Origin of the sequence: Asaia prunellae JCM 25354, from assembly GCF_000613885.1 — a bacterium.
GTDB lineage: Bacteria > Pseudomonadota > Alphaproteobacteria > Acetobacterales > Acetobacteraceae > Asaia > Asaia prunellae.
Genome location: NZ_BAJV01000009.1, coordinates 139,820 through 165,029 on the forward strand (window position 1 = coordinate 139,820; position 25,210 = coordinate 165,029).

21 protein-coding genes and 3 pseudogenes are annotated in these 25,210 nt (G+C 56.7%); 7 read left to right on the top strand and 17 right to left on the bottom strand.

Annotated elements, in window-relative coordinates; genetic code table 11:
• Positions 1-55: 55 nt before the first annotated feature.
• The 5 genes from JCM25354_RS09280 to JCM25354_RS09300 all read right to left on the bottom strand — a co-directional run bounded on the left by JCM25354_RS09280 (position 56) and on the right by JCM25354_RS09300 (position 5,223).
• A complete protein-coding gene (locus JCM25354_RS09280; RefSeq protein WP_025885808.1) occupies positions 56-976 on the bottom strand; it encodes a hemolysin family protein in 921 nt (306 codons plus the stop codon).
• Positions 973-1,500, bottom strand: coding sequence for an rRNA maturation RNase YbeY (ybeY, locus tag JCM25354_RS09285; protein WP_025885809.1), 528 nt, complete (start codon positions 1,498-1,500; stop codon positions 973-975). The genes JCM25354_RS09280 and ybeY overlap by 4 nt, the downstream gene beginning before the upstream one ends.
• Positions 1,484-2,569 (bottom strand): PhoH family protein, encoded by a 1,086-nt coding sequence (locus JCM25354_RS09290; protein WP_051537336.1) that lies wholly within the window; start codon positions 2,567-2,569, stop codon positions 1,484-1,486. The genes ybeY and JCM25354_RS09290 overlap by 17 nt, the downstream gene beginning before the upstream one ends.
• Before the next feature lie 80 nt (positions 2,570-2,649).
• Positions 2,650-4,068 carry a tRNA (N6-isopentenyl adenosine(37)-C2)-methylthiotransferase MiaB gene (gene miaB / locus JCM25354_RS09295; protein ID WP_025885811.1) on the bottom strand — a complete coding sequence of 473 codons (1,419 nt, stop codon included), beginning with the start codon at positions 4,066-4,068 and terminating at the stop codon, positions 2,650-2,652.
• A 210-nt stretch (positions 4,069-4,278) separates the two neighbouring features.
• Entirely contained in the window at positions 4,279-5,223 is a 945-nt protein-coding gene (locus JCM25354_RS09300) for a lysophospholipid acyltransferase family protein (RefSeq protein WP_025885812.1), read from the bottom strand.
• Positions 5,224-5,641: 418 nt separating this feature from the next.
• Here JCM25354_RS09300 and JCM25354_RS17930 point away from each other — a divergent pair.
• The 3 genes and pseudogenes from JCM25354_RS17930 (at position 5,642) to JCM25354_RS17935 (ending at position 11,782) form a co-directional block, all read left to right on the top strand.
• A pseudogene (locus JCM25354_RS17930) lies at positions 5,642-7,572 on the top strand (autotransporter assembly complex protein TamA).
• Positions 7,572-8,615 carry an AsmA family protein gene (locus JCM25354_RS22505; protein WP_243443997.1) on the top strand — a complete coding sequence of 348 codons (1,044 nt, stop codon included), beginning with the start codon at positions 7,572-7,574 and terminating at the stop codon, positions 8,613-8,615. Before JCM25354_RS17930 ends, JCM25354_RS22505 begins: the two are co-directional and overlap by 1 nt.
• The gene (locus JCM25354_RS17935; protein WP_243443998.1) at positions 8,507-11,782 is read left to right on the top strand and encodes a translocation/assembly module TamB domain-containing protein; all 3,276 of its coding nucleotides are present in this window, start codon (positions 8,507-8,509) and stop codon (positions 11,780-11,782) included. The genes JCM25354_RS22505 and JCM25354_RS17935 overlap by 109 nt, the downstream gene beginning before the upstream one ends.
• A 29-nt stretch (positions 11,783-11,811) precedes the next feature.
• Here the strand turns inward: JCM25354_RS17935 and JCM25354_RS09315 are convergent, their stop codons facing one another.
• The 6 genes and pseudogenes from JCM25354_RS09315 to JCM25354_RS17940 all read right to left on the bottom strand — a co-directional run bounded on the left by JCM25354_RS09315 (position 11,812) and on the right by JCM25354_RS17940 (position 16,717).
• Positions 11,812-12,441, bottom strand: coding sequence for a nucleoside/nucleotide kinase family protein (locus tag JCM25354_RS09315; RefSeq protein WP_025885813.1), 630 nt, complete (start codon positions 12,439-12,441; stop codon positions 11,812-11,814).
• A complete protein-coding gene (locus JCM25354_RS09320) occupies positions 12,438-13,919 on the bottom strand; it encodes a tetratricopeptide repeat protein (RefSeq protein ID WP_025885814.1) in 1,482 nt (493 codons plus the stop codon). Before JCM25354_RS09320 ends, JCM25354_RS09315 begins: the two co-directional genes overlap by 4 nt.
• A gap of 3 nt (positions 13,920-13,922) precedes the next feature.
• Positions 13,923-14,285: a response regulator gene (locus JCM25354_RS09325; RefSeq protein ID WP_025885815.1), complete on the bottom strand. Its 363-nt coding sequence runs from the start codon at positions 14,283-14,285 to the stop codon at positions 13,923-13,925.
• A 20-nt stretch (positions 14,286-14,305) separates the two neighbouring features.
• Positions 14,306-15,106, bottom strand: a complete 801-nt coding sequence (locus tag JCM25354_RS09330; RefSeq protein WP_025885816.1) for a glucose 1-dehydrogenase — start codon at positions 15,104-15,106, stop codon at positions 14,306-14,308.
• A gap of 100 nt (positions 15,107-15,206) precedes the next feature.
• A complete protein-coding gene (locus JCM25354_RS09335) occupies positions 15,207-15,797 on the bottom strand; it encodes a CarD family transcriptional regulator (protein ID WP_025885817.1) in 591 nt (196 codons plus the stop codon).
• Positions 15,798-15,843: 46 nt separating this feature from the next.
• Positions 15,844-16,717: pseudogene (locus tag JCM25354_RS17940) on the bottom strand (bestrophin family protein).
• Positions 16,718-16,850: 133 nt separating this feature from the next.
• Between JCM25354_RS17940 and JCM25354_RS09350 the strand changes: the two are divergent.
• From JCM25354_RS09350 to JCM25354_RS17945, 3 genes are read left to right on the top strand one after another with little or no spacing between them, the layout of a single operon-like run.
• A complete protein-coding gene (locus tag JCM25354_RS09350) occupies positions 16,851-17,972 on the top strand; it encodes an S-(hydroxymethyl)glutathione dehydrogenase/class III alcohol dehydrogenase (protein WP_025885820.1) in 1,122 nt (373 codons plus the stop codon).
• The gene (gene fghA / locus JCM25354_RS09355) at positions 17,969-18,823 is read left to right on the top strand and encodes an S-formylglutathione hydrolase (protein ID WP_025885821.1); all 855 of its coding nucleotides are present in this window, start codon (positions 17,969-17,971) and stop codon (positions 18,821-18,823) included. The genes JCM25354_RS09350 and fghA overlap by 4 nt, the downstream gene beginning before the upstream one ends.
• A complete protein-coding gene (locus tag JCM25354_RS17945) occupies positions 18,820-19,557 on the top strand; it encodes a ribonuclease T2 family protein (RefSeq protein WP_243443999.1) in 738 nt (245 codons plus the stop codon). The genes fghA and JCM25354_RS17945 overlap by 4 nt, the downstream gene beginning before the upstream one ends.
• A 37-nt stretch (positions 19,558-19,594) precedes the next feature.
• On the opposite strand, the gene JCM25354_RS09365 is transcribed toward JCM25354_RS17945, so the two are convergent.
• The 3 genes and pseudogenes from JCM25354_RS09365 to trpS form a co-directional block, all read right to left on the bottom strand.
• Positions 19,595-20,773, bottom strand: coding sequence for a hypothetical protein (locus tag JCM25354_RS09365; RefSeq protein ID WP_025885822.1), 1,179 nt, complete (start codon positions 20,771-20,773; stop codon positions 19,595-19,597).
• 4 nt (positions 20,774-20,777) lie between these two features.
• A complete protein-coding gene (locus JCM25354_RS09370; RefSeq protein ID WP_025885823.1) occupies positions 20,778-21,194 on the bottom strand; it encodes a secondary thiamine-phosphate synthase enzyme YjbQ in 417 nt (138 codons plus the stop codon).
• A 32-nt stretch (positions 21,195-21,226) separates the two neighbouring features.
• Positions 21,227-22,220 (bottom strand): annotated as a pseudogene (trpS, locus tag JCM25354_RS17950) (tryptophan--tRNA ligase).
• Here trpS and JCM25354_RS09380 point away from each other — a divergent pair.
• The gene (locus JCM25354_RS09380; RefSeq protein WP_025885824.1) at positions 22,219-22,878 is read left to right on the top strand and encodes a thymidine kinase; all 660 of its coding nucleotides are present in this window, start codon (positions 22,219-22,221) and stop codon (positions 22,876-22,878) included. The pseudogene trpS and the gene JCM25354_RS09380 overlap by 2 nt on opposite strands.
• Positions 22,879-22,916: 38 nt before the next feature.
• Here JCM25354_RS09380 and JCM25354_RS09385 read toward each other — a convergent pair whose 3' ends face one another.
• From JCM25354_RS09385 to JCM25354_RS09395, 3 genes are all read right to left on the bottom strand, one after another.
• Complete coding sequence (locus JCM25354_RS09385) at positions 22,917-23,372, bottom strand: c-type cytochrome (protein WP_025885825.1); 456 nt, start codon at positions 23,370-23,372, stop codon at positions 22,917-22,919.
• 9 nt (positions 23,373-23,381) lie between these two features.
• Positions 23,382-23,870 (bottom strand): FKBP-type peptidyl-prolyl cis-trans isomerase, encoded by a 489-nt coding sequence (locus JCM25354_RS09390; RefSeq protein WP_025885826.1) that lies wholly within the window; start codon positions 23,868-23,870, stop codon positions 23,382-23,384.
• 104 nt (positions 23,871-23,974) lie between these two features.
• Entirely contained in the window at positions 23,975-25,204 is a 1,230-nt protein-coding gene (locus tag JCM25354_RS09395) for an argininosuccinate synthase (protein WP_025885827.1), read from the bottom strand.
• Between the last annotated feature and the right edge of the window lie 6 nt (positions 25,205-25,210).

Genomic DNA, 25,210 nt, shown 5'->3' on the forward strand with positions numbered 1-25,210 from the left:
GACCGGAAGGGGCGTCGGCGTCAAGTGCCGGGGGGCAGCCTGATCGCCTGATCGGTCAGCGTATATCGGTCTTGCGATCAATTGTCCCGATATCGCTGCGCACCCAGTCGGCAGGGACGCGCATGCGCAAGGCACGGATATGGCGTGCATCGGCATCGGTTACCCGGAAAACAAGACCGCTTTCATGAGTGAACACCTCACCGCGTATGGGGACATGCCCGGCCAGTCTGAAGACAAGCCCGCCTACCGTTTCGATTTCGGCCTCACGCTCTGCATCTGTGAGCACGGGACCCATGAAAGATTCGAGCTCATCAACCGGCAGACGTGCATCAAGGTCAAAAGAACCATCCGCCCGCTCCAGGATCATTGCGGAAACGGGTTCGTCATGTTCGTCAGAGATATCACCGACGATGGTCTCGACCAGATCCTCGATCGTGACCAGTCCGTCCACACCACCATATTCATCAATAACAAGAGCAAGATGCGTACGTCGCTGGCGCATCTGGAGCAGCAGATCCAACACTGGTATCTGGGGAGCCACCATAAGAGGCTGTCTCAGAAGTGGTTCGATATCAAAGGCTTCGGACGTACCGATATAGGCAATCAGGTCCTTGACGTGGATCATGCCGATGACGTTGTCGAGATGCTCGCGATAGACCGGTACGCGGGAATGGTTTTCGCGCCGCATGAAATCAAGGGCCTCATCAAGCGTGATATCAGCCGACATCGAGACAATGTCGGCGCGCGGCACCATGACGTCGTCTGCCGTCTTTTCACGCAGATGCAGCACATTGGTGATGAGGGCACGTTCCTGCCTATCCAGCTCCGGGCGATTTCCCGTCTCGGGGTGTGGCGTGGCGGCTTCTTCGACAAGTGCTGCGATGGACAAACGCAAGCCCTGTTCGCGGCTTTTGCGGTTGAAAATGCCGAATAACCCTTTGGCAGGGCGCTGGCGATGCTCGTCACTCTCGCTCATGCTCCGCGCCCTCCGCCCAGACGCCAGGGATTCGGAATTCCCAGACGGGCGAGGATACGGGATTCGGTCATTTCCATCAGCCGCGCTTCGTCCGGGCGATGGTGATCGTGACCGGCAAGGTGCAGAAGCCCGTGAATGACGAGATGCGCAAAATGATGCGGAAACTTCTTGCCGCTAGCCTTGGCTTCGCGCCGAACCGTTTCATACGCCAAGGCGATATCGCCATCGCCAAAGCCACCGTTCTCCTCGAAAGTGAGGACATTGGTCGGTTTGTTCTTGTCGCGGAATGTGGCGTTGAGTGTCCGGATTGCGTGGTCACCCGCAAGAAGGAAAGCCGGAATGCGGTCGCGATCGAGCCAAGGCCAGCTTGCTTCCACACAGCGTGCAACGAGCATTTCCAGATTTGGAACGCTGGCGCGCCAGCGACGATCGGCTACGATCAAATCGAGACGTGAGCGAAGCGCCGCCCTCGTGATAGAGGACGGTTCTTCGGCGGATGGGGTAAGACTACTTCGAGGTTCCATTGTATTCCCGGCGCGACCTGCCTCGGGAGTAATCCCGTGCCGCAGCCACTCGTTGATCATAAGCGTCCACGATGCGTGCCACGAGCGGGTGGCGGACAACATCGGCAGACTCAAAACGGGTAATACCAATTCCGGGCAGGCCTTCAAGGGTCTCGACGGCCTCACGCAGTCCGGATGCGACGCCCGAAGGCAGATCGATTTGGCTGAGATCACCCGTTATCACCATGCGTGCACCCTGTCCCATACGGGTCAGGAACATTTTCATCTGGGCCGGAGTGGTATTCTGTGCCTCGTCAAGAATGACGAAAGCATGGGCGAGGGTACGGCCACGCATGAAGGCCAGCGGAGCCACCTCGATCTCGCCGTTGGCCATGCGACGGGCGACCTGATCGCCTGGCAGCATATCATTCAGCGCGTCATAGAGCGGGCGCAGATAGGGATCAATCTTCTCACGCAAGTCGCCCGGCAGAAAGCCGAGACGTTCTCCCGCCTCAACCGCGGGGCGAGAAAGGATGATACGATCAACCTGGCCCGCCTGGAGCATAGCTACACCCTGAGCGACGGCGAGATAGGTCTTGCCCGTACCTGCAGGGCCAATACCGAACGTCAGTTCGGTTTTGGCCAGCATTTCCATATAGGCAGCCTGACCGCGTGAGCGTGGCGCAATGGCACCTCGTTTTGTGCGTATGGCTGGCAGATCCTGCAGGGGAGCAGGGGGAGCTGAATCGCGTTGCCCGGATTCTGCCGGGCGGGAGAACGCAGTGCGGGTCTCTGCCTGTCGCGAGGGGCGAGGAAGCGCAGACAGGCGAATAACGCTGTCGACGACAGGTCCGTCGATCTTTCCGCCATGCTCAAGCTGGTTGTAGAGCGCCGTTATGGCGGCCTGGGCGCGCGCCACTGATGCGGCTTCACCCGTGATGGCAATCTTGTTGCCGCGGCAGGTCAGACGTACGTCAAAACCCTGCTCCAGACGAATCAGATGGCGATCATGGTCGCCCAGCAATTGCTGGAGAAGAATGTTATCTCCAAAGCGCAGCGCAGAAGTGCGATGGCCTTGTTCCTGAGGCAGGGTATCAGGCGGAACTTGCTGCCTGGAGTTGCGATCATTGGTCCCGGATCCGGGATGCGACTGGGGTGCCGTAGGGTGGCTCAAGCGCAGACTCTCTCCCGTAAGAGTGTACCAGCCAGCGAATTGGTCAGACGCTGGGTTATCACAACCGGTACTGTCTGGCCGATAAGATCATCGGATCCTTCGACATGCACCGGTTGGAGATAGGGTGAACGCCCGGAGATCTGACCGGGTTTGCGGCCCCTACCTGTAAACAGCACAGGCAGGGTGCGACCGACCATATCTGCATTAAAGGCATCCTGCTGCTCACGCAGCAGTGCCTGCAGGCGCTGGAGACGTGCGTCCTTGACGGCTTCGTCGACCTGAAAGGGCTGACCGGCAGCAGGCGTTCCGGGACGCGGCGAATATTTGAACGAGAAAGCCTGTGCAAAGCCGATATCGCGCACCAGCTGCATCGTTGCCTCGAAGTCTTCTTCCGTCTCACCCGGATGACCGACTATGAAGTCGGATGATAGGGCGAGATCGGGACAGGCTTCGCGTAGTCGTGCAATCAGGGCACGGTACTCGTCCCCCGTATGTCCACGGTTCATGGCTTTCAGAATGCGATCGGAACCCGACTGGACAGGGAGATGCAGGAAGGGCATCAGCGCCGGATTGTCACGATGGGCGTCTATCAGGGACTGGTCCATGTCGCGTGGATGAGAGGTCATGTACCGGATGCGATCAAGGCCCGGCAGGGCTGACAGGGCTTTGGCCAGTATTGGCAAATCGGCCGTACCGCCTTGTCCGTCATCCCCGTGATAGGCGTTCACGTTCTGACCAAGCAATGTGATCTCGCGCACACCGCTCTCGACCATGCGCCGCGCTTCAGCAAGCACGGAAGGCAGGGAGCGGCTGGTTTCCGCGCCCCGGGTGTAGGGAACAACGCAGAAAGAGCAGAATTTGTCGCAGCCTTCCTGGATTGTGAGAAAGGCTGTCAGATTGCCTTCTACCTGCGGGGCGGCTTCCTGAGGAAGAAAATCGAATTTCATCTCGACCGGGAAATCAGTGTCAATCACGGCACCACCGGCGCGTGCTGCACGAGCCACCATCTCGGGCAGGCGATGATAGGTCTGTGGCCCGAGAACAATATCGACATAAGGCGCACGGGCGAGAATCTCCTCGCCTTCTGCCTGGGCAACGCAGCCTGCCACCGCGATAATGGAACGACCCAGGCCCGAGGCCTCACGCTCTTCACTGATCTTGCGCAGGCGTCCCAGCTCGGAAAAAACCTTTTCTGCAGCGCGTTCGCGTATGTGACAGGTATTCAGAATGACCATTTCGGCCTGTTCCGGCGTTGCCACGGCGCGATAGCCCAGCGGTGCCAGAACGTCGGTCATGCGTGCGCTGTCATACACGTTCATCTGACAGCCCCAGGTGATGACGTGAAGGCCGCGTGTATTGGCAGTCGCATCGTTCTGCACAGAAGTCTTGCTGTCGGTGAAAGCCTCGACGGTCACGTGTCCTTACCTCTTGCCACTTGGCGATACTCTGCGGGGAATGGAAACAAGACCAGAGATCCGAAATGCAGGAAATCTGTCTTCTGAGCGTTCCACCAGCCCTTTTTGGGATATCCAGATCGGAGTTGTAGCCGAAAGGTGCGGTAAATGCATGAGTAATATTTATGTATCAGCGGGGTCTTTCAGCCCGTCATCGGGGATGATTGTCGCTCAGAGTCCGGCTGTCTCGATCTGGTCGGGGTTATGATGCAGTTTGGCCACACCCAGCGCCACGATTGACTGAACGGCAGAGGAAAGTTCCTTGCGGCTCGGGAAGTCGGCCGGATCTACGGGCGGATGCAGAATGACTGTGGCGCCAAGTGAACGCCACTGGGTGACTGACCAGATATGTGGAGCGAGTTCCATATCCCCATACCATGCGAGTGCTGTACGTCTTGCGCGTCCGATGGGAAGGCCATCCAGGCGATCATAGACGATCGACACCGGCTGAATCAGAACCGAGGGCGGCGCAGGCACGGTCGGATCGATGCGGCTCGGTTTGGCGATGGCGAAAAATGACGACATGAAAGGGAGAACATGGGTGCCGTCCGTCGATGTTCCTTCGGGAAACAGAATGAGATTGTCGCCATTATTCAGACGATCGGTCATGGCCTGTAGCTCACGACCGGTATTGTTGCGCTGCCGGCTGACAAAAATCGTTCTGCCGAGCCGGGCCAGGGTGCCGATGACAGGCCAGTCCGCAATCTGCTGTTTTGCCACGAAAACCGTTGGCAGGATGCCGCCTGCCACAGCGATATCAAGCCAGGAGGAATGATTTGCGACAAAAATGATCGGTCGCTCGCCATTCTGCACAGCAACGCTGTCACGTATCGTTCCGGCGGCAGAGCCGATCACACGCACATGGAGACCAAGAATGCGGCAGATCGTTGCCCAGTAAAAACGGGCAAACACAATTTTTGCGGCACTTTTGCGTCGAAGCAGCAGTCTCTGCGGGATGCTTGCGACGAGGGTCCACAGACAGGACAGTCCCATACGCCTGATCGCACGGAGACGGCATAGAAAGCGGTTCCCCGGAGCAGGCTCAAGTGGGGCAGTCCAGGGTTCGGGGCCGGAAGCGTCACTCGTGGGACGGCGGCGCGTAATCGCGTCAGTCATTACCGTACATCTAACGCGAAATGCTCCTGGCGGACAACCGCGCTGGTGTGATGATTTGATGGAGGGATTGCAAAACGCCATGACCGGGATTGCGAACCGGGAAAAGAACCTCCTCACGTCTTTTCTTGCAAACACACCCATGACATGATCTCGACATTCTTTTCTGACAATTTTTGCCGGTTTCGACCAAGCAGCAGGAGCGCAATTGCTGTCGTTTTGCCGTGTTTCCATTCGACATCTGTTTTACAGGCAACGCAACGAGCGGTGTGCTGGTGCCGTTCTCCTGACGCATGGCCTGGTGGCTTTGTGTCTGATCGGGGCGACAGGTGAAAGTCGCCTTGCACGTGCTGAACCCAAACAGAATGACAAGGCTGGTCAGAAAAATGTGGAGCATGACGAGGCTTATGTCGTCCGTATCATGCCCTCATCGGATCCTGATCTCGACCCGATGATTCAGGCATCATCTGCACTCGTCTCCTTGCAGAAGACCAAGGCCGTGGATCCCTATGCACTGGCTGGCCGTATCAGAGGCGATTATGATCGTGTGCAGACAGCGCTCGAGAGTCGCGGGTTCTATGATGGCAAGGTCATCATCACTGCAAGCATGCCTGACGGTCGCGAAATCGATGGACGCGATCCGGCTTTACCCGATCGGCTGGCAACGCTGGGGGCGGGCAGGAATGGCGCAGGAGAGGCTGCTGGCAGCAGGAAACTGCGCATTACGATCAAGACTGTTACCGGACCGCAATTTCATATCGGCAAGGTTTCTCTGGTTCCAGGTCCTTTGAGTGGCGAACCGGTTTCTCCGGGATCGACGGAGAATAATGACAGGTCCGGAAAAACGGACAAGAAAGCGAAGGCTCCAGTCATGCCACCGCAACCTGTCGCGATCGACGCCCAGGCACGCAAGGCTTTTGGTCTGGAGGCCGGACAGAAAGCTATCGCAGGAGATGTTCTCGCAGCGCAGACAAACCTGCAGCAGGCGCTGCTCGAAGAAGGTCACGCCCAGGCTAATGTTGCTGCGCCGGTAGCCTATCTTCGTCCAGCTACGCATACGCTTGATCTCGAATTTTCCGTCGGTGTGGGACCGGTTGTTGATATTGGTCCGATCAGCTTCACCGGGCAGCAGCGGACGCGGGAAAAATTTCTGCGCAGACGTCTGCTCATTCATGAAGGCCAGCTTTATCAACCAAGTCAGATTGAAAATGCCCGTCAGGACCTGGCAAGTGTTGGTATATTCTCTTCCGTAGGCGTGCATGATGCGCCGCCTCTTGTGAACCTGGCGCGTGGTGAAGGCACACCACATGTCACGCAGGCAATGCCTTTGCGTTTCACTCTGGCGGAGAGCAAGCGTCACACCGTGTCAGGACAGGTCGGTTATTCGACAGATCTGGGTGGCCGCGCTGGTGCAAGCTGGACTCATCGAAATCTCCTGGGTGCTGCCGAACAGCTCAAACTGACGGCGCTTGTTACCGGGCTCGGTGGCTCGGCACAGCAGGGGCTCGGTTATGACGTCTATGCCGATTTCCTGAAGCCGGATTTTCTGCGGCGTGACCAGAATCTGAATCTGCGCGTCGAGGGGATCAGACAGCTTCTTTATTCCTATCACCAGACAGCGATTCTTCTGCGGGGCGGGTTGATGCGGCGGCTCAACAAGCGTTGGAGCATCAACGGCAGTGTGGTGGTTGAGCAGGAAAAAATCAGGCAGTTCGGTGTCTCGACCAGTTACCTGATTGCCCAGCTTCCACTTGGCGCTGTTTATGACAGCACTGAGCTCGCCAATCCGATTGATCCGGCAACGCATGGTATGAGGGCTTCGGTCAATATCACCCCTTCGGAGTCGCTTGAGAGCGGTAGCGCGTTTTTCACCATCATGAGCGCCAATGCTTCCACCTATTTTGATCTTCATCGCATCGGGCTGAGTACGCCGGGACGTTCGGTCATTGCCATACGTGGCATTGTCGGCTCCGTTCAGGGGGCATCCACCTATCAGATCCCGCCTGACCAGAGACTTTATGCTGGCGGTCCCGCACGGTGCGTGGTTTTCGTTATCAGGGTGTCGGACCACAAAACGGGAAATACGGTATTGGTGGTACCTCGCTTGATGCGGGTTCGGTCGAGTTTCGTCAGCGTTTCCTGAAGAGTTTCGGAGCTGCCGCTTTTGTAGATGCCGGTCAGGTCGGCGTTGGCAGTAGGCCATTCCAGGGGAAACTCCGGGTCGGGTATGGTGCAGGTATACGCTATTACACGCCGATAGGCCCTGTACGCCTTGATGTGGCACTTCCTGCAAACCGTCCCCCGCATGGCGATAAGTGGGAACTCTATATAGGTCTCGGGGAGACTTTCTGATGAGCCGGACCCCCGAAAGTCATCCGGAGCCTGCCTCGGGATCAGTGACAGCAAAAGCGCGCCGTCCACGCTGGAAACGTATCACACTCTGGTGTCTTGCCCTTTGTCTGGGTGTGCCTGTAGCGCTTGTAGCACTGGTCCTGATTGGCATCCTTGTCTTCGCGAATATCCCCTATGGACAGCGGTTCATCGAGCGTGAAACTGCCAGCCTGACTGGCGGTATGGTTCAGATCCAGGGACTTGATGGTGCGTTCCCTTACCATCTGCATGTGCAGCACCTTACCGTTCAAGACCATCTTGGGCCCTATCTGGCTATTGACGGGCTAAGACTGAACTGGTCGCCTCTGGCGCTTTTGCACAAAACGGTCAAAGCGTCTCTGCTCCAGGCCCAGACACTCCGGTTCGAGCGCCTGCCGTCAGCCGATCCCTCGGCTCCTGTTGCCGAACCGTCTTCCAGCAGTCCCTCGACCCTGCATCTGAAGATCGATCTCCGCAAACTCGATATCGGACGTATTGATCTGGGCAAGTCTCTTGCAGGCTTTCCTCTCAGTGCAATGGCTCAGGGGCATCTCATGCTTGCCGATCTGGCTCCTGTCATTGATGGGCCAAATCTCGATCATCTACCCAAAGCTGATCTGGGGCTTTCTCTCAAACGGCTCGATCGTCCGGCCAGTCTTGTGCTGGCGCTTTCCACACCGCGTGACAGGCTTGACCTCCACCTTGTCGTTCAGGATGGGGAAAAAGGGCTCGTGACCCAGTTTTCGGGTATGGAAACCCTCGACCCTCTTGCGCTCACGCTCGATCTGTCCGGCCCCGTGAATGCCAACCACCTTGTGCTTGATATGGCGGCTGGTGCCGTAAAAATGCATGCGCAGGGTAAACTTGATCTGCCCCGTCATGATGGAGGCTCAGTCTGCAGGCCTCAACTCCGGCCATGTCGCCTGTGGCCGGCGTGGCCTGGTCCGGTTTCTCCTTGGCTGCCGAACTCCATGGCGATCTTCTGGCGCCTTCAGGCAATGGCAGGCTTGATCTTGACTCGTTGACCGCCGCCGGGGCAGGAGTCAATCATCTGAGTGCACGGTTTTCCGGTGATGAGAGCAAGACGGCGCGTGCTGACAATCTGTTACTGACTCTTCGTGCTGAAGGGGTGCGGGTACCGGGCATGCCCAGTGCACTGCTTGCCAGCAATCCGATCGAAGCAAAGATCACCGCTCAGCCCAATGCTGAGGGGCAGCCGGTCACTTTGGCTGTCTCCCATGATCTTTTCCAGCTGAATGCTTCTGCCAGACTCAAACCGGAAATCAGCGGGGCTCTTGATCTGATCCTCCCCGATCTGAAGCCGCTTGCGGCTCTGGGCAAGATCACGCTCGCGGGCCACAATGTTACCCACGCTGATTTCACCTACAGGCCCGAGGGGGAGTCCCGCCTCAGGATGCTGGGGCGGCTCTCTGTTACTGGCGGGTTGAAGCAGGCCGTCTCCCTGTTAGGCGAGAACGGCACGATTGCGCTCGATGTCAAAGCCGCTCCTGACCAGAAGACCGGGCGCATTATCCGTATCGATGATCTGACCATTGATGGGCGTGCGTTACATTTGCATGATCAGGGATCGGTGCAGCTCGGCAAGACTTCTTCCCTGAACAATGATCTTGTTCTGGCTCTGCCCGATCTCAAGGCGACCGCACCGCAGTTGCATGGTCATGTTGCTGTCTCCACGCATATGGAAGGCCCTCTGGACGATCTTGCTGCCAAGATGCAGCTCAAAGGGGAGGTGGGTGCAAGCGACGTTCCGGCCGGACCGCTTGTTCTCGATCTCGCTATGGCTCACCTGCCAACCACGCCAGAGGGTACCTTGCGTGCAGACGGCAAGCTGGACGGGCGCAAGCTTGCGCTTGATGCTGCTTTTGCACGACGTGGTGATGGTTCAGCAGAGATTTTGCTGAATACACTCGATTGGGCGAGCCTCACAGGCAAGGCACATCTGACCATACCCCCTTCGGCGCGGATGGCTCTGGGTACGCTTGCCATCACTGCTGGTAACCTGAATGATTTCAGTGCTCTCGCCGGGCACCGTTTAGGGGGGCGTCTGGCTCTGGATTTGCGTACGAGTGAGGCTTCCGACACGGCGCCTCCTGTCATGTCGCTTTCAGTGAAAGGGGGAGTCACTACGCCGGAAGCTCATCTGGGGGCGATCGACCTTTCTGGTACAGTCAGCAATCCTGTCGCCAAACCTGATCTGAATCTGAAACTTGCCCTTGGCGGGATTGATGCCCAAAGCATCAAAGGCTCCGCGAAACTTACCGCGCAGGGACCGCTCGATGCGCTAGCCCTTTCGCTCAGCGGTGTCTTTCAGAATGTGATGGCTGCTCCGGCCAATATAGACACAGCTCTGATACTGGATCTCAACGGCAAAACAGTCAGGCTGGATCGTTTTGCCGCTCTGGTAAAGGGGGAGACAATTCATCTTGCTGGCAGAAGCCGGATCGACTTCGGACAGATCATGGGCGTGGATCGTCTCCAGCTAACGATCGCCCCAAAGGGCATGTCACCGGCAACGCTGGATGTGGCGGGAACGATCAAGCCAAGGCTTGACCTGCATGTGCGTGCTGGCCAGATAACTCCCGCCCTGGCGAAGCCTTTCATGCCTGGTTTTGATGCCGTGGGCGTTCTTTCGGCGCAGGCCGATCTAACAGGTGAGATTGCACGACCCGGAGGGTCTGCCTCGGTCAATCTGCATGGTTTCAGGCTGCGCAGTGGGCCCGGAGAATCGCTTCCGCCCCTTTCCCTGAAGGCCAATACGATCCTGTCAGGTCAGACAGCGCAGCTTTCAGCCCAGGCAGATGCGGGAAGCAAGATCATGTTACGGGCCAATGGTACCGTGCCTCTCTCCACGAGCGGAAACCTTGGCCTGAAGGTGAATGGCAATGCGGATCTGTCCGTGGCCAATGCGGTGCTGGGAGCGCAGGGGATGGGCGTGAGCGGTAGAACAGCGATCGACATGATGCTTAATGGTGCCGTGACGGCCCCCAAGGCGAATGGCCGCATCACGCTGGAAGCTATCAATTTCGCCCATTATGGTCAGGGTGTCCGACTGTCAGATATCAATGGCGTGATCGTTGCCAGCGATGACAGTCTGGGTTTGCAAAACGTTGTGGCGCATGCTGGTAAAGGAACAATTGGATTGAGTGGTTCAGTCGGGTTTTTACGCCCGGGTCTGCCGCTTGATATCAGGATTGTTTCTCACAAGGCCCAGCCGATCACCAGTGATCTGTTGACTGCCGTGATCGATACCGATCTTCATGCCCATGGTCAGCTTTCGACCAGGCTGGATGTTGACGGAACGATCAATCTGCCGTCAGTCGTGGTGAATATTCCCAGCTCCATGCCCGCGTCAGTCCCTCAGCTGACAGTAATCAGACCCGGCGAAAAGCAGGCAGTCAGCAACAGTAATCTCGTTATCGGACTGGATATCCGGGTTCTCTCACCCGGCGAATTCTTTGTTCGTGGTCATGGGCTTGATGCCGAAATGTCGGGTAAGCTGCATATTGGCGGCTTAAGTACGGCACCTGATATTTCTGGCGGATTTGACCTCAAACGTGGCTTTTTCAATCTCGCCGGCGTCAATCTGAACTTTACCAAAGGGCGTGTTGCTTTTGACGGGTCGGGGGTTGATCATAAGCTTGATCCGTCGCTCGACTTCCGCGCTGACCGCAATGTTCAGGGTACTTTGGCCAGTCTTGTCGTGGGGGGGTATGCCAGCGCCCCGAAAATCGATTTCACCTCCCAGCCGTCTCTACCGCGTGATCAGGTGCTTGCGATGCTGTTGTTTGGCAGTTCGACCGCTTCACTCTCACCGACCCAGCTGGCCAGTCTGGCCGCTGCGGTCGCCCAGATCACTGGTGGCTCCAGTTTCGATCCACTGGGCAAGGTGCGTGGGCTTCTCGGACTGGATCGTCTGGCTGTAGGCGGCGGAAGTGGCGTGAATAACGGCGGCGCTAGTCTGGAAGCAGGAAAATACGTCATGAAGGGTGTTTATGTGGGCGCCAAACAGGCCACAGGTGGATCCGGTACACAGGCTCAGGTACAGGTCGATCTGACCAAGCGCCTCAAACTCAACACGACGGTTGGTACCGGGGGACAGGTTACCGGCTTTACGACCCCGGAAAATGATCCGGGATCGAGCGTAGGACTGAGTTACGGCTTTGATTACTGAAAACGGGGAATGGCTCTTTCCGGATAAAATCAGGAAAGAGCTGTTTCGGGAACATAAAGCCAGTCTGCCTTGTCCCTGGTCTGAAGGATAATCCTGGCATTGGGCGCATCGGTTACGGCAATCCAGTGACGTGCGTCCTCAATGCTACGACCATAATGCACGTGACGTGCTTCAAGCCACTGGTTGCGCAGCGCTTCATCCGTTGCGACAAACCAGCTCTGATCGAGATAGGTACGGACACCAGACCAGGCTCCATCGCAAAGAAGGTAATTCCCTTCTACGATTACGAGCCTGCGATCCGGGAGAACAGGTATGGCTCCTGCGATCGGCTCCTCGATTTCACGAGCGAAAAGCGGTGCGTAGATAATTTCTGATTCCTGATGACGGATACGGTCGAGGAGGGCGGTAAACCCTGCTGCATCAAACGTATCCGGCGCCCCCTTGCGACCAGCCCTGTCCAGACGTTTCAGTTCGCAGTTGGCCAGGTGAAACCCGTCCATGGGCACAACGACTGCCATATCTGCATAGTCTGCAGCCAGCCGCGCAGCGAGGGTTGATTTCCCACCACCCGGGGCGCCAACCAGCCCCAGAATAACACGACCGGGCCGTGAGAGAAGAGTATCAATTCTTTGTCTGGCGGCTTGGTAGCTGGAACTCATTGGCGTTTTTGCCTTGCGGCGTCGTGCAGAAGGGAACGCACGGAAGAGACGACGCCGCTCCAGTCCCACGCGTGTGTCTGACGCAGAATGCGCAGTGATGGGTACCACGGGCTGTCCTCGCGATTCGTCATCCAGCGCCAGCAGGGATTAACCCTGTCCATGAGCAAGACCGGCTTGTTCATGGCGCCTGCAAGATGCACGACCGAGGTATCAACCGATACCACCATATCGAGATTATCGATCAATGCAGCCGTGTCGTCCATGGTCTGGCAGTCCGACATCAGATCAATGATCGGATAGTTGCCTCGTTCGAGCTGCATGGCAGCAACGCCTTTCTGCAGACTATAGAAACTTGTCCCTTCAAGATCAAAAAGCGGTTTCAGTGTCTCCAGTGGCATCGAACGGCGCTGATCGAGCATGAACGGTTCAGTCTGATCACGCCGTGGTGCACCTGCCCAGACCAGACCGACCCTCAGCTTGCCATCACCCGCCATTTTCTGTGCCCATATCGTCGTTTTTACTGGATCGGGCAGGATATAGGGTACGTCCGCACCAAAAGGATGGGCTGAAGCAGAAAAGGCTCTCGGCAGACTGATAAACGGACAGTGATAGTCATAGAAAGGCGTCGAACCGCCGGACTGGACATGGGCGACGCCCTGAACGCGCGCGCAGAGATCTGTCATGATATCCGCGCCCCAGACACGGATGATTGCGCCTTTCTCGGCCAGGAGCGGCAGATAGCGCAGATACATAAATGTGTCGCCGTACCCTTCTTCCTGGGTTACCAGAACATGCTTGCCGTTCAGATCCAGTCCTGAGGTTATGTTGGGCAGAAGCCGCGAGAGCGGGAGGCTGGTATGACCGGGCAGATAAAAACGCCATTCATGCTCGGCCCAGCCCTGCTGGAAATAGCCAGCCTTGAGCAAGGCAATGGAATAGTTAAGCCGCATCTGCGGGTGATCGGGTTTGAGCTGGATAGCCTGTCGATAGAGTTTGATCGCCTCATTCATATCATCGCTGGCAGCCATGATATAGGCAATGTTGGACAAGGAGCTGGGGTCGTGCGGATTGAGGGCATGTATCTGTTCAAGAACCTGTTTCGCCTCATCGAATTTGCCGGCCTGTGTTAGAGTGCAGGACAACATGTTCAGAGCGGGCAGGTGCGCAGGGCGCTGGTCCAGAACCTGACGAAAGCGGCGTTCTGCTTCTTGCAGCTGCCCCAGTTGCATAAGCAGTGCTGCTCCGACTTCGCGTAACCGGCCATCTTGTGGTGCAGTCTCGGCCAAGAGGTTGGTCAGAGCCAGTAACTCTGCCCGGCGATCGTGGGATTCTGCTACAGGCAAGAGCATTTCGATGGGATGGGGACCGAACCCGGAGGTCAGAGCCATGGTCCGGGCGAGACTGGTACAACTTTCCGCATCACCTGACAGAAAGGCGTCAGTCAGACGTTCCCGCATTTCGGTGTGAGGCGTTCCCATGTCCTAACTTGATGGAACCAGTTCATGGACGATGTTGAGAATGGCATCAAGCTGATAAGGCTTGGTCATGACCCTATCGATTGAAGAGGTATTTTCCAGTCTCATGCCATGGCCTGTCGTGTAGATAATCGGCAGATCCGGGCGGATCTGCCGACTTTCCTGACCAAGATCGGTCCCACTCCCGTCAGGCAAAGAAATGTCCATGATCAGAAGATCAAGCACACGATCGCTGTGAATGAAACGTCTGGCCGTAGCGCAGTTATCTGCTTCCAGTACAGCGACGTCACTGTCTTCAAGAAATTCGATCAGACAGGTTCTGATCAGAAAATCATCTTCGACGACAAGGACGGTGGGCGAGGTTGACATGGAAACGGGTCTCGATCAGTTCAAGATGACCAGTTCTGCTCGAAATCGGCATAAAGCGTAAGGCCGCCATCAACGAACAGGGTCTGCCCCGTAATATAGCTTGATTCCTTTGAAGCAAGAAAGGCCATTGCGTCGGAGATTTCACGACACTCACCCGGTCGGCGCATCGGGATATGATCAGCTGTGGCTTTGTACTTCTCGGGGTCTTTGGTCCAGGCATCATTGATGGGTGTGACGATGGCTCCGGGAGCAACAGCATTTACGCGAATGCCGAACCGGGCATATTCCAGAGCAAGCGTACGCACGATGTTTCCGACGGCGCCCTTGCTCGCAGAGTAGCCAAGATAATGAGGCTTGGGCACCTGCTGGTGGACCGAACTGTTGACGATAATATTACCTTTGTGATCGTTTTGGCGCCAGTATTTCAGGGCAGCTCGTGCGCAGAGCACCACAGCAGTGACATTGACCGCCATGACGGCGTTGAAATCCTTGAGTGCGATATCCTCCGAGGGACATTCAATCTGCATCCCTGCGTTGCAGATCAGAACGTCCAGTCCCTGGAAACCCTTGAGCGTCTCTTCCATCACACGATCGACGTCTGCCTCAACCGCCATATCGCCGGCAACGATGAGATGTTCCCCGCTGACGGGCTTGGGAAGGCGGTCCAGAAGGGGACGTAGTTTCTCGGCCTTGCGCCCGTTGATCGCAACCTGGGCGCCTTCGCGAGCAAAATGCAGCGCAGCGTCTTCGCCAATGCCCTGTGAGGCTCCGGTAATAAGGATTTTCTTGTTGGCGAACCGTTTTGTTGTTTGCTCCGTCACGCGGCGTTCTCCTTTTTCTCTGGAAAGGACGGCCCATGAGGGGCCGCCAGATCTTATCGGAGGAAGAAACGCCGGTGAGGGGAAAAGGATGCCTTGAGGTTCAGGCAGCCTTCATGGTCTCTGTCAGAGCCTGGAGAACCGCAGTGGGGTCCTTGTTCTCAAGAACAGCGACTTCGCTGACGAAGCGTTCCTGGGCAGCTTCAAAGAGCTTGCGTTCACTGAAACTGCCATCAAGACTGTCAACGTTTCGGCGCAGGTCGCGGAGCACCTCGGCAATCTGGATCAGATCACCGGAATTGATCTTTTCCTGATACGCCACTGCACGACGAGCCCACATGCCTTTGCTGATGTGAGGCTTGCCCTTGATGATCGACATTGCCTTCTCAACGATGTCACGTGTCACGATCTTCCGAAGACCGGATTTGCGCGCCTTCGAAAGGGGGATACGCAGAGTCATCTGATTGCCGGGAAAAGAGATCTGGATGATTTCCAGTTTCGTTCCGGCAATTTCGTCAATGCCGATACGGTCGACACGACCGACACCATGCGCGGCATAGACAATCGAATCTCCCTCCTGGAAGGGATCGTCGTCTCCGGCATGAGTGTCAGCCTGAGTTGCGGTAAGCGCAGCGGCGCTACGCGCCATCGCGTCTGTCATGCCTCCCTTGGGAGGGGTTTTGAACGTGCTCATAGCCGAGGGTTATATCAGAAATTCCTCAGCTTGTCTCGTGGTGTCATCAGGGTTGGACACCACCTTGTGCGGGAATCGGCCCTCCAACAGGCTCGCCAATAGGCTGAAGCAGATCGATCTCGATATTACGGGCCATGGTCAGCATGGGCAGGGCATGTCGGCTGGGGACGAAGGGCTCCTGAAGATCGCGCCCACTTTTGTCGAGTGCCTGGAAGAGAAACCCGACCAGGCTTGAGCCGAGTGGCGTGATCCAGCCAAGTGTCTGTACCGCGGAAAAGGGCAACACGATGCAGAAGACATGCACAACCAGCAGAGGCAGGACGGAATACTGCACCGGCAGAGGGGTGTTCTTGATACGCTCAAGGCCACCCTGGCATTCGCCAGATCGGAGAGAATGCGGTCGATCGTGCCATGAACGGCACCATCAATCTTCTTGCGTTCGACTTCCTCGGCAACGCCCAGGCCAATTTCGTAGAGCAGTGCATTGGGTTTGTTGGTGCGTGCCATGACGCGTTCGTACATTTCAGGCGAAAGCAGGCGCTTTGCATCCGGACCCTGCTCGGTGTTCGAGAGTGCCGTGCGCAGCAGATAGGGATAGGCGGCCATGGCTTTGGCAAGATCCGGGCGCCTCCCAGAAGGGTTGCGGCTTCACGTGCGAAGGAGCGGGAGTTGTTCGTGATCAGGCCCCACAGGGATCGGCCTTCCCACCAGCGTGCATAGGCGGCATTGTTGCGTACGCCCAGAAAGAGCGCGAGAGCCGAACCCATGAGAGAGATCGGCAGGGCAGGCTGCTCCATCCATTCCTGGTGGAAAACCTGATAGAGAATGACGACAACAAGGTCCCAAAGAGCGAGTATGCCAAGGGGGAGAGCAGTCTCCCGGAGCAGGATCCACAGGCCGTAATTCTTGTCGACGATCAAGGTGTGTCGGTCCTCAGTCTAGAGCTTTCGAACGGGGGCATCTTATTCAAGACGCCTTGTATAAAACTCGTTAAAACGATCACTGTCTTGTGACGTATCGTGAATCTTCCTTTTTTCACCGGAGTTCTTCCTGATGGATGTCATTGCCGCTCTTGCTCTCGAAGCCGGTCGCCCTCTCGAGATCGATACTGTACAGCTCGAGGGTCCCCGTGCCGGAGAGGTTCTGGTCGAGATAAAGGCCACAGGACTCTGTCATACGGATAAATTCACTTTGTCAGGCGAAGATCCGGAAGGGTTGTTTCCGGCAATTCTCGGTCATGAGGGCGCCGGTATAGTGCGTGAAGTGGGCGCTGGTGTAACGTCTCTCAGACCCGGCGATCATGTTATTCCGCTCTACACACCTGAGTGCCGGTCCTGTCCGTCCTGTCTTTCGCGCAAGACCAATCTCTGTACCTCCATCCGGGCGACACAGGGAAAGGGAGTGATGCCCGATGGCACGACGCGTTTTTCCTATCGTGGCAAGCCGGTGCATCATTACATGGGGTGCTCGACCTTCGCCAATTACACGGTTCTGCCGGAAATCGCCTTGGCCAAAGTGCGCAGCGACGCTCCGCTGGACAAGATCTGCTATATCGGTTGCGGTGTGACCACGGGTCTTGGCGCTGTGTTGTTTACTGCCAAGGTCGAGGCCAATGCTACCGTTGTGGTGTTTGGTCTTGGTGGTATCGGGCTCAATGTCATTCAGGGTGCCAGGATGGTTGGCGCCAGACAGATCATTGGTGTCGATCTCAATCCGGAGCGCGCCGAAATTGCGCGGCGTTTCGGCATGACCGACTTCGTTAATCCGTCCGATCTGGGACCGGACGGCGATCTGGTGGGCCATCTGGTAGAACTGACAGGTGGGGGCGCTGATTATACCTTCGAATGCGTCGGCAATGTCAGACTGATGCGTCAGGCGCTTGAGTGCGCCCATCGCGGCTGGGGTGTTTCCTGTGTGATCGGGGTGGCAGGTGCTGGCCAGGAAATCAGCACGCGTCCTTTCCAGCTTGTCACGGGAAGACGCTGGATCGGTTCTGCTTTCGGCGGCGCACGTGGTCGTACCGATGTGCCGAAAATCGTCGATATGTATATGGAAGGGCGGATCGATATCGATTCCCTTATTACCCAGCATCTGAAACTCTCAGAAATCAATCACGGGTTTGATCTGATGAGTCAGGGCAAATCGATTCGTTCGGTCGTGGAATTCGACGCATGAGTATCGAGACCGTATCGCGTCAGCTCTGTCACGGAGGGGTGGTCAGTACGATCACTCATTCCTCCTCTACACTGGGTCTGGATGCCAGTTTCACGGTGTTTCAGCCCGGAAAAGCGCTCAGGGGCGAGGCGGTCCCGGTGCTTTTTCTGTTGGCCGGTCTGACCTGCACACATGAGACGTTTCTGCAGAAATCGACCATTATTGCCGATGCCGCAGCAAGGGGTCTTATGCTTGTTGCTCCCGATACCTCTCCTCGAGGGGCCGGTGTCGCAGGAGAAGATGACAGCTATGATCTGGGTACGGGGGCAGGATTCTATCTCGATGCGACCCTGAAGCCGTGGGACAGGCATTACCGTATGGCAAGCTATCTCTCCGGGGAGCTGCCAATGCTCGTGAGAGATTTTTTCGATCAGCATTCCTCGCCGTTCGGCATTATGGGGCATTCCATGGGCGGGCATGGGGCGCTCGTTCATGCCTTGCGCCATCCTTCGCTCTGGCAGTCTGTCAGTGCGCTCGCTCCCATCGTTCATCCTGCTATCGTACCTTGGGGAGAGAAGGCCTTTATGGCCTATCTGGGTAAAAACAGGGAAGACTGGCTGGCGTGGGATGCTGTCGCGCTGATTGAGGAAGGCAAGCGCCATCCTTGCGAAATCCTGATTGATCAGGGAAGCGCTGACCAGTTTCTTGAAAGGGAATTGCGTCCCGATCTGATCGAGAAGGCTGCCCTGAGTGCCGGGCAGCCTCTGACACTCCGTTATCATGAAGGGTACGATCACTCCTACTGGTTCATCCAGAGTGTGATAGGCGATCATGTTGCCCATCATGCCCGTATTCTTGGAGGCTACTTGTGATACGTGGGTTTGTCGGTCTTTCGCTTCTGTTTCTGGCAGGTTGTGTCGGTCCTGAGCCCGCGCCTTCAAAACTCGTACCGCAGACTCATGGCGATTTCGACCATAATACGCTGGCCCTGACCTGGCAGCCCGGTTTCTGTTCCGCAGGCTCCGGCTGTACTGCGGAACAGTCTCATCTCTCCCTGGTGGGTCTACATGGTCTATGGGCCTCTGAACCTCATTCGCTTGAAGCCCGGAACATACCGGTTGAGAGGTGGTGGCGTGAGGGATGTGGGCTGTTCGGTCCGGAAGCAGCGCCTCCAGTCCTTGATAACGCCATGCTGACCACGCTTGGCGAAATCATGCCGCATACGAGCCCATCGCTTATTGATCATGAATGGGTCAAGCATGGTGTCTGTTTTGGCTATGATCCGCGCCTGTTCTTTGCCAAGGCCAGTGCGCTTCACAGGCGCTTTACCCGTTCACCCATGATGCAGTTTCTGGCTGAGCGTGCAGGAACCACTGTCGCACATGACGAGATTCTCTCGTTCTTCCGTTCCGCAACAGGAGCGGTTCCACCCCGCGCGCTCCAGTTGCGTTGCGAGACGGATCATGAAGGCAGGATCGTGTTGACCCAGCTATGGTTCACGCTGCGCCCGGACCGGATGAACGAATTTCCGGGCGCCGGGAGTTATCTCGATTCGCCACAGAGGCAGGATAATTGTCCCGCTCGTTTCTGGCTCAAGCGCTGGTGACCGGGCTCATGAGCGCTCCCTGAAGGGGAGGGGGCGTTCATGGCACGAGGAAGTTGCGCGTCATCAGATGGTGATTATCCGGGCGCGACCAGAGATTGTTGTTTCCTGCAACAGGGCCTTGTCTCGCGAGCTCATATCCTCCCGAGGCCCAGCACGTGTTGTTTGAAACCAGAAGTGGCGAGTCATCCGGTTTGGGAAAAGGGAGTAGTCTCATGCACGGGCCTTCTGCCGGCCCCGTGACCTGATTGCCAGTAACGTTAATATTGCCCCCCACCACGATGACGGGCGAATGAGCGGCGGCTGCGCCCCACACACTGGAATTGGCCAGGATGCCGCCATACATCCGATCCATATGGAAGCCCGCCCAGTCCGGATCGGCGCCACTTGAAGGGAGATCTGCACTGCAATTGACAACGCGGGTAAGATCGACCCCATCGGCAAAGAGCCCGGCTCTTTTGCCTTCGAGATAGGAATCCGACACACTGAGATCCTCATCGTCTTTTCCGTCGACGGCGTAGATTCCGTACCAGGCCTCGAGTACACGCAGATTGCGGATTTTCGTTCCCTGCACGCCCGGCCCGATAAAGACGCCTGTGCCATGGATATCGGTCACGTCGGTCACGGTATTGTTCGAGGCATAGGCAGATACCTTCTGTTCGGAAGCCATGGTGCCACTGATCATGATGGCGTTGGAATCGCCGAACGAATCAAAAAACGATCCCCGAACAATATTGTCCGACGTCGCAATGAGTGCGACGCCATTCTTGAAACGATCGATATTGACGTTATCGACCAGTCCTTTGAAAGCACCGGTAACGCTGATTGCCGTGTCCGTATAGGCATTGGCTGAACGTAGTCGCAGATTGCGTATGATATAGGGGATCGCCGGAATGCCTGGTTTCGGTGCGCTGAGTACGAGCCCACCCTCCATGAACCGGAGCGTGCCGTTGCTACCCTCCAGAATGAATGTTTTGGCGTCAGAAGGAACGCGCAGCGTTCTGACCCGACAGATGCCTGCCATGTGCAGGATCTCGCCTTTGGCACTCGCCTTGTTGATGGCTGTTTGAAAGCTCTGAGTGTCATCGGTGCTGTCGTCGCAACGCGCGCCGAATTGGGTGACATCAAGGATGGGCCCGGCTTTGGCCGGCTGGATGCCATAAAGCAGCCCTGCGAATACGAGCCCGAGCATGGCCCCGATATGACGAGGCGGGGACATCAGGCTACGAGCCCAGAAAATGAAGCACGATCTCGCGGCTGTGAGGGATGCGTCGATGCTCGAAAAGATAGATGCCTTGCCATGTGCCAAGTACAGGTCTGCCGTTCATGACCGGTATCGAGAGCTGAACGTTCGTCAGCACCGAGCGGATATGGGCGGGCATGTCATCTACCCCTTCGTAATCATGACGATAGGCTCGTGATTCAGGAACGATATCGTCAAAAAAGCTGGCAATATCCTGCTGTACCGTCGGATCTGCATTTTCCTGCACGATGAGTGATGCCGAGGTGTGACGGCACCAGAGTGTCAGAAGACCATCCTCAATGCCTGTGGAGGCAACCCAATCGAGAACAGGGGCAGTGATCATGGTCATACCCTTGCCTCTTGTGCGTATCGAAAGGCGATGGAAGGCCTGCTGCATGAGGGGGATAGTCCCTTTTTCCTGATCTACGTTCAGCGCAGATAACCGACGAGCCGTTCGGCTTCACTGACAATGGGTTCTGCGATCGCACTGGCACGGGACGCACCCTGACGCAGAATGTTTTCAATATGATCCTGGTTTTCAAGCAGGCGACGCGTTTCACTTGCAACAGGAGAGAGCGTCTCGACCAGAAGCTCAGCCAGCGCCGCCTTGAATGGACCAAAGCCCTGACCGCCGAAACGGGCCAGCACGTCTTCACTGCTCTGATCGGCCATGGCTGCATAGATGGTGACAAGGTTCCGCGCCTCGGGGCGGTTCTCCAGCCCCGCGGTTTCCGAAGGCAAAGCTCGGTATCTGATTTCGCCTTGCGTATCTTGAGCGCAATATCATCTGCCGTATCGGTGAGTTCGATACGTGACTGGGCAGAAGGATCAGATTTGGACATCTTTTTCGTCCCGTCCCGCAGGCTCATTATACGAGCTGCCGAAGGCGGTATCAGCGCTTCGATTATCGGGAAGAAATCCACCCCGTAATCGTGGTTGAATTTGGCGCCGATATCATTGGCAATTTCGAGATGCTGTTTCTGGTCCTCTCCCACGGGCACACGTGTGGCGTGGAAAGCATGAATATCGGCTGCATGAGTGCCGGGTAGACAAAGAGACCGGCAGAATGCTGCTCGCGATCCTTGCCTGCTTTCTCCTTGAACTGCGTCATGCGGTTCAGCCAGCCAAGGCGCACGACGCAATTGAAAATCCATCCCAGGCGTGCATGAGCACTGACAGCCGACTGATTGTAGAGAACGTGTTTTTCAGGGTCGATGCCGGAAGCGATCAGGCAGGCAGCCTGTGCAAGAGTGTCGCGGCGCAGCTGTCCTGGCTCACGAAAGACGGTCAGAGCGTGCATGTCGACGAGACAGAACACGCAATCATGATCCTCTTGCAACCGCACCCAATTGCGGATTGCACCAAGATAATTGCCAAGCTGAGGGACGCCGGTCGGCTGAATGCCGGAAAATACACGTTGCATGCCCGATGTTGTCGAATGCGTCTGGCGTATGGTCAAGGGGAAAGATTGCCGGGATCGCGCAAATGGCTGTAAGGCCAGCACGGCATTTCTTTTTCCGGGTGCCAGTCTGCAGGGAGAGCACGTGTTGCCGAGGGGAATTCTGACGGTTTACGCCGGACCGATGTTTGCCGGAAAATCGGCGCATCTTCTTCAGGACCATCTCCCACAGGAGGCGACGCTCTGTCTCGCACCCGCTTTTGACACACGATCGGGGGCAAGTATTCACAGCCGGATAGGATTGTCCCGTCCTGCGCGTTCAGTTTCGCGCTGGCCTGAGGATTTTGCGAATTTTCGTCATATTCTGCTTGATGAGGGTCATTTCATGATCCCTCCTCATTACGAAGGAGATGTGGTGGCCGATATCGAATCAAGTCTGGCTGCAGGGGTCAATATCACTGTAGCCGGGCTTGATACGGACTTTCTAAGGCAGGACTTTACCGTGATGGCGCGTCTGCGTGTCCGAGCCGATCGTTATGTTCTTCTCACTGCGCGCTGTCATGTCTGTGCATTGCCGGCCCGTTGGACTGCAAAAAAGCGCCAGACAGGTCAGGTCCTGGAAACGGGCGATGACGAGCTATACGAAGCGCGTTGCGATACTCACTGGACGTCACCAGAGTAGAACGGCCTTATTTTCGCTGAGCGTATTTTACCGACAGATCAGGGGATCTGTTCCTTGCTTTCAAGAGCCTTGCGCAGTTCATGAACGCGGTTCGAGCCGATTTCCTGCTTTCGGGCCGATGCAAATGTCTCTGGTGTCATGACCGGAACAGGTTGGGTCGCCCCGCGTGAGATAAGCCAGTTCAGGATCAGGCTGAGCTGCTCATCACTCAGGCGTCGGAAACTCGGCATCGAGAAATTATAGCGTGTGCCATTGGCCATGATCGGGCCGTCGAGCCCGTTAAGCATGACGCGTGCAAGGTAATCACGTCCTTCGGGTGTTCTGGCGATCAGATCAAGGCGTCCCACCAGTGGTGGGACTTCGCCGGGCAGGCCATTGCCTCCATGATGACAGATCCCGCAATTCGGGCCGTAAAGCTTTTGCCCCGGGCTTTTTTTGCCGCAGCCTGACAAGGCTAGCGTTGCAATCAGTGCAAAGGCAAAAAGGGATCGCATCCTGAGGCCTTACTGTTCCTGACCGCCGAGACCAAGAAGCTGGATTTTGAAAACCAGCGGGCTGTTGGGGGGAATGATGCCCATGGAGCGCTTGCCATAGCCCAGTGCTGGTGGGACATAGAGCATCCAGGTGTCACCTACATGCATCATGGGCAATGCTTCCATCCAGCCCTGTACGAGCCCGTCAAGCGCCATCTGCATATAGGCGCCGTTACCATGTTGCTCGGAACTGTCGAAAATACCGCCATCGGGCAGACGACCTTCATAGATGAGCATCATCATGCGCCCCTTGGATGGTTGCTCGCCATCCTTCGGGCCGGATTTGAGGACCTTGTAGGCAAGGCCATCGGGGAGGGTTTTGACACCGGGTTCAGCACGAACTTTTGCCATGAACTGTTCAGGTGTCAGCTCCGGCTCTTCTTTCGGGCCACCGCAGGCGGCGAGAGCGACGAGAGACGCCCCGGCAACGAGGGTCTTGATGGAGCGGAGCATACGCATGTCTGGACCTCTTGGAACTTGCGATGGCCTTGCTCCCTTCACCCGCGCAGGACGGTGAAGGGAGCAGAAGCCGATAATCGCGTGAAGCGATCAGGATCTGGCGATCAGGGTTTGCCGCCGGTGCGGCCGATCTGGCCTCCGAGACGCAGGCGCAGGGCATTCAGCTTGATGAAGCCCTGTGCATCGATCTGGTTATAGGCGCCCTCGTCATCCTCGAAGGTGACAACGCGTGTATCATACAAGCTGTTCGGGCTTTCGCGACCGGTGCAGATGACATTGCCCTTGTACAGCTTGAGGCGTACGCGGCCTGTTACTGATTTCTGGCTTGCATCTATCAGTGCCTGAAGCATGTAGCGCTCCGGCGAGAACCAGAAGCCGTTATAGATGATCTCTGCATAGCGCGGCATCAGACTGTCCTTGAGGTGCATGGCCTCACGGTCGAGCGTGATGGATTCGATGCTGCGATGTGCCGTAAGCAGGATTGTACCACCCGGTGTTTCGTAGATGCCGCGCGATTTCATGCCGACAAACCGGTTCTCGACAAGGTCGAGGCGACCAATGCCATTGTCATGACCGAGCTTGTTCAGGCGTGTCAGCAGTTCTGCAGGAGAGAGAGTGACACCATTCAATGCGACCGGATCCCCTTCGAAGAAATCAATGGCAATTTCGGTTGCAACATCGGGGGCGTTTTCCGGGGAGATGGTACGCTGGAAGACGATCTCATCCGGGGCTACGGCGGGATCTTCGAGGATCTTGCCTTCCGAGGATGAGTGCAGGAGGTTGGCGTCGACCGAGAAGGGAGCCTCACCGCGCTTGTCCTTGGTGACGGGAATCTGGTTTTCTTCGGCAAAAGCAAGCAGCTTCGTGCGCGAGGTCAGGTTCCACTCACGCCAGGGCGCAATGACCTTGATGTCGGGCTGAAGCGCATAATAGCCAAGCTCGAAGCGAACCTGGTCATTGCCTTTGCCGGTGGCACCATGGGCCACGGCGTCTGCGCCGACCATCTTGGCAATTTCGATCTGACGTTGTGCAATGAGCGGACGTGCGATTGAGGTGCCAAGCAGATACTGCCCTTCGTAAAGCGCATTGGCGCGAAACATCGGGAAGACGAAATCCTTCACGAAGGTCTCGCGCAGATCCTCAACGAAGATCTCTTTCACGCCGAACATCTCTGCCTTGCGACGCGCAGGCTCGAGTTCCTCACCCTGACCCAGATCGGCTGTAAAGGTCACGACTTCGCAGCCATATTCCTTCTGGAGCCAACGAAGGATAACGGAAGTATCCAGCCCGCCCGAGTAGGCGAGAACGACTTTCTTGATGTCCCGGGCGGTCATAAGGCC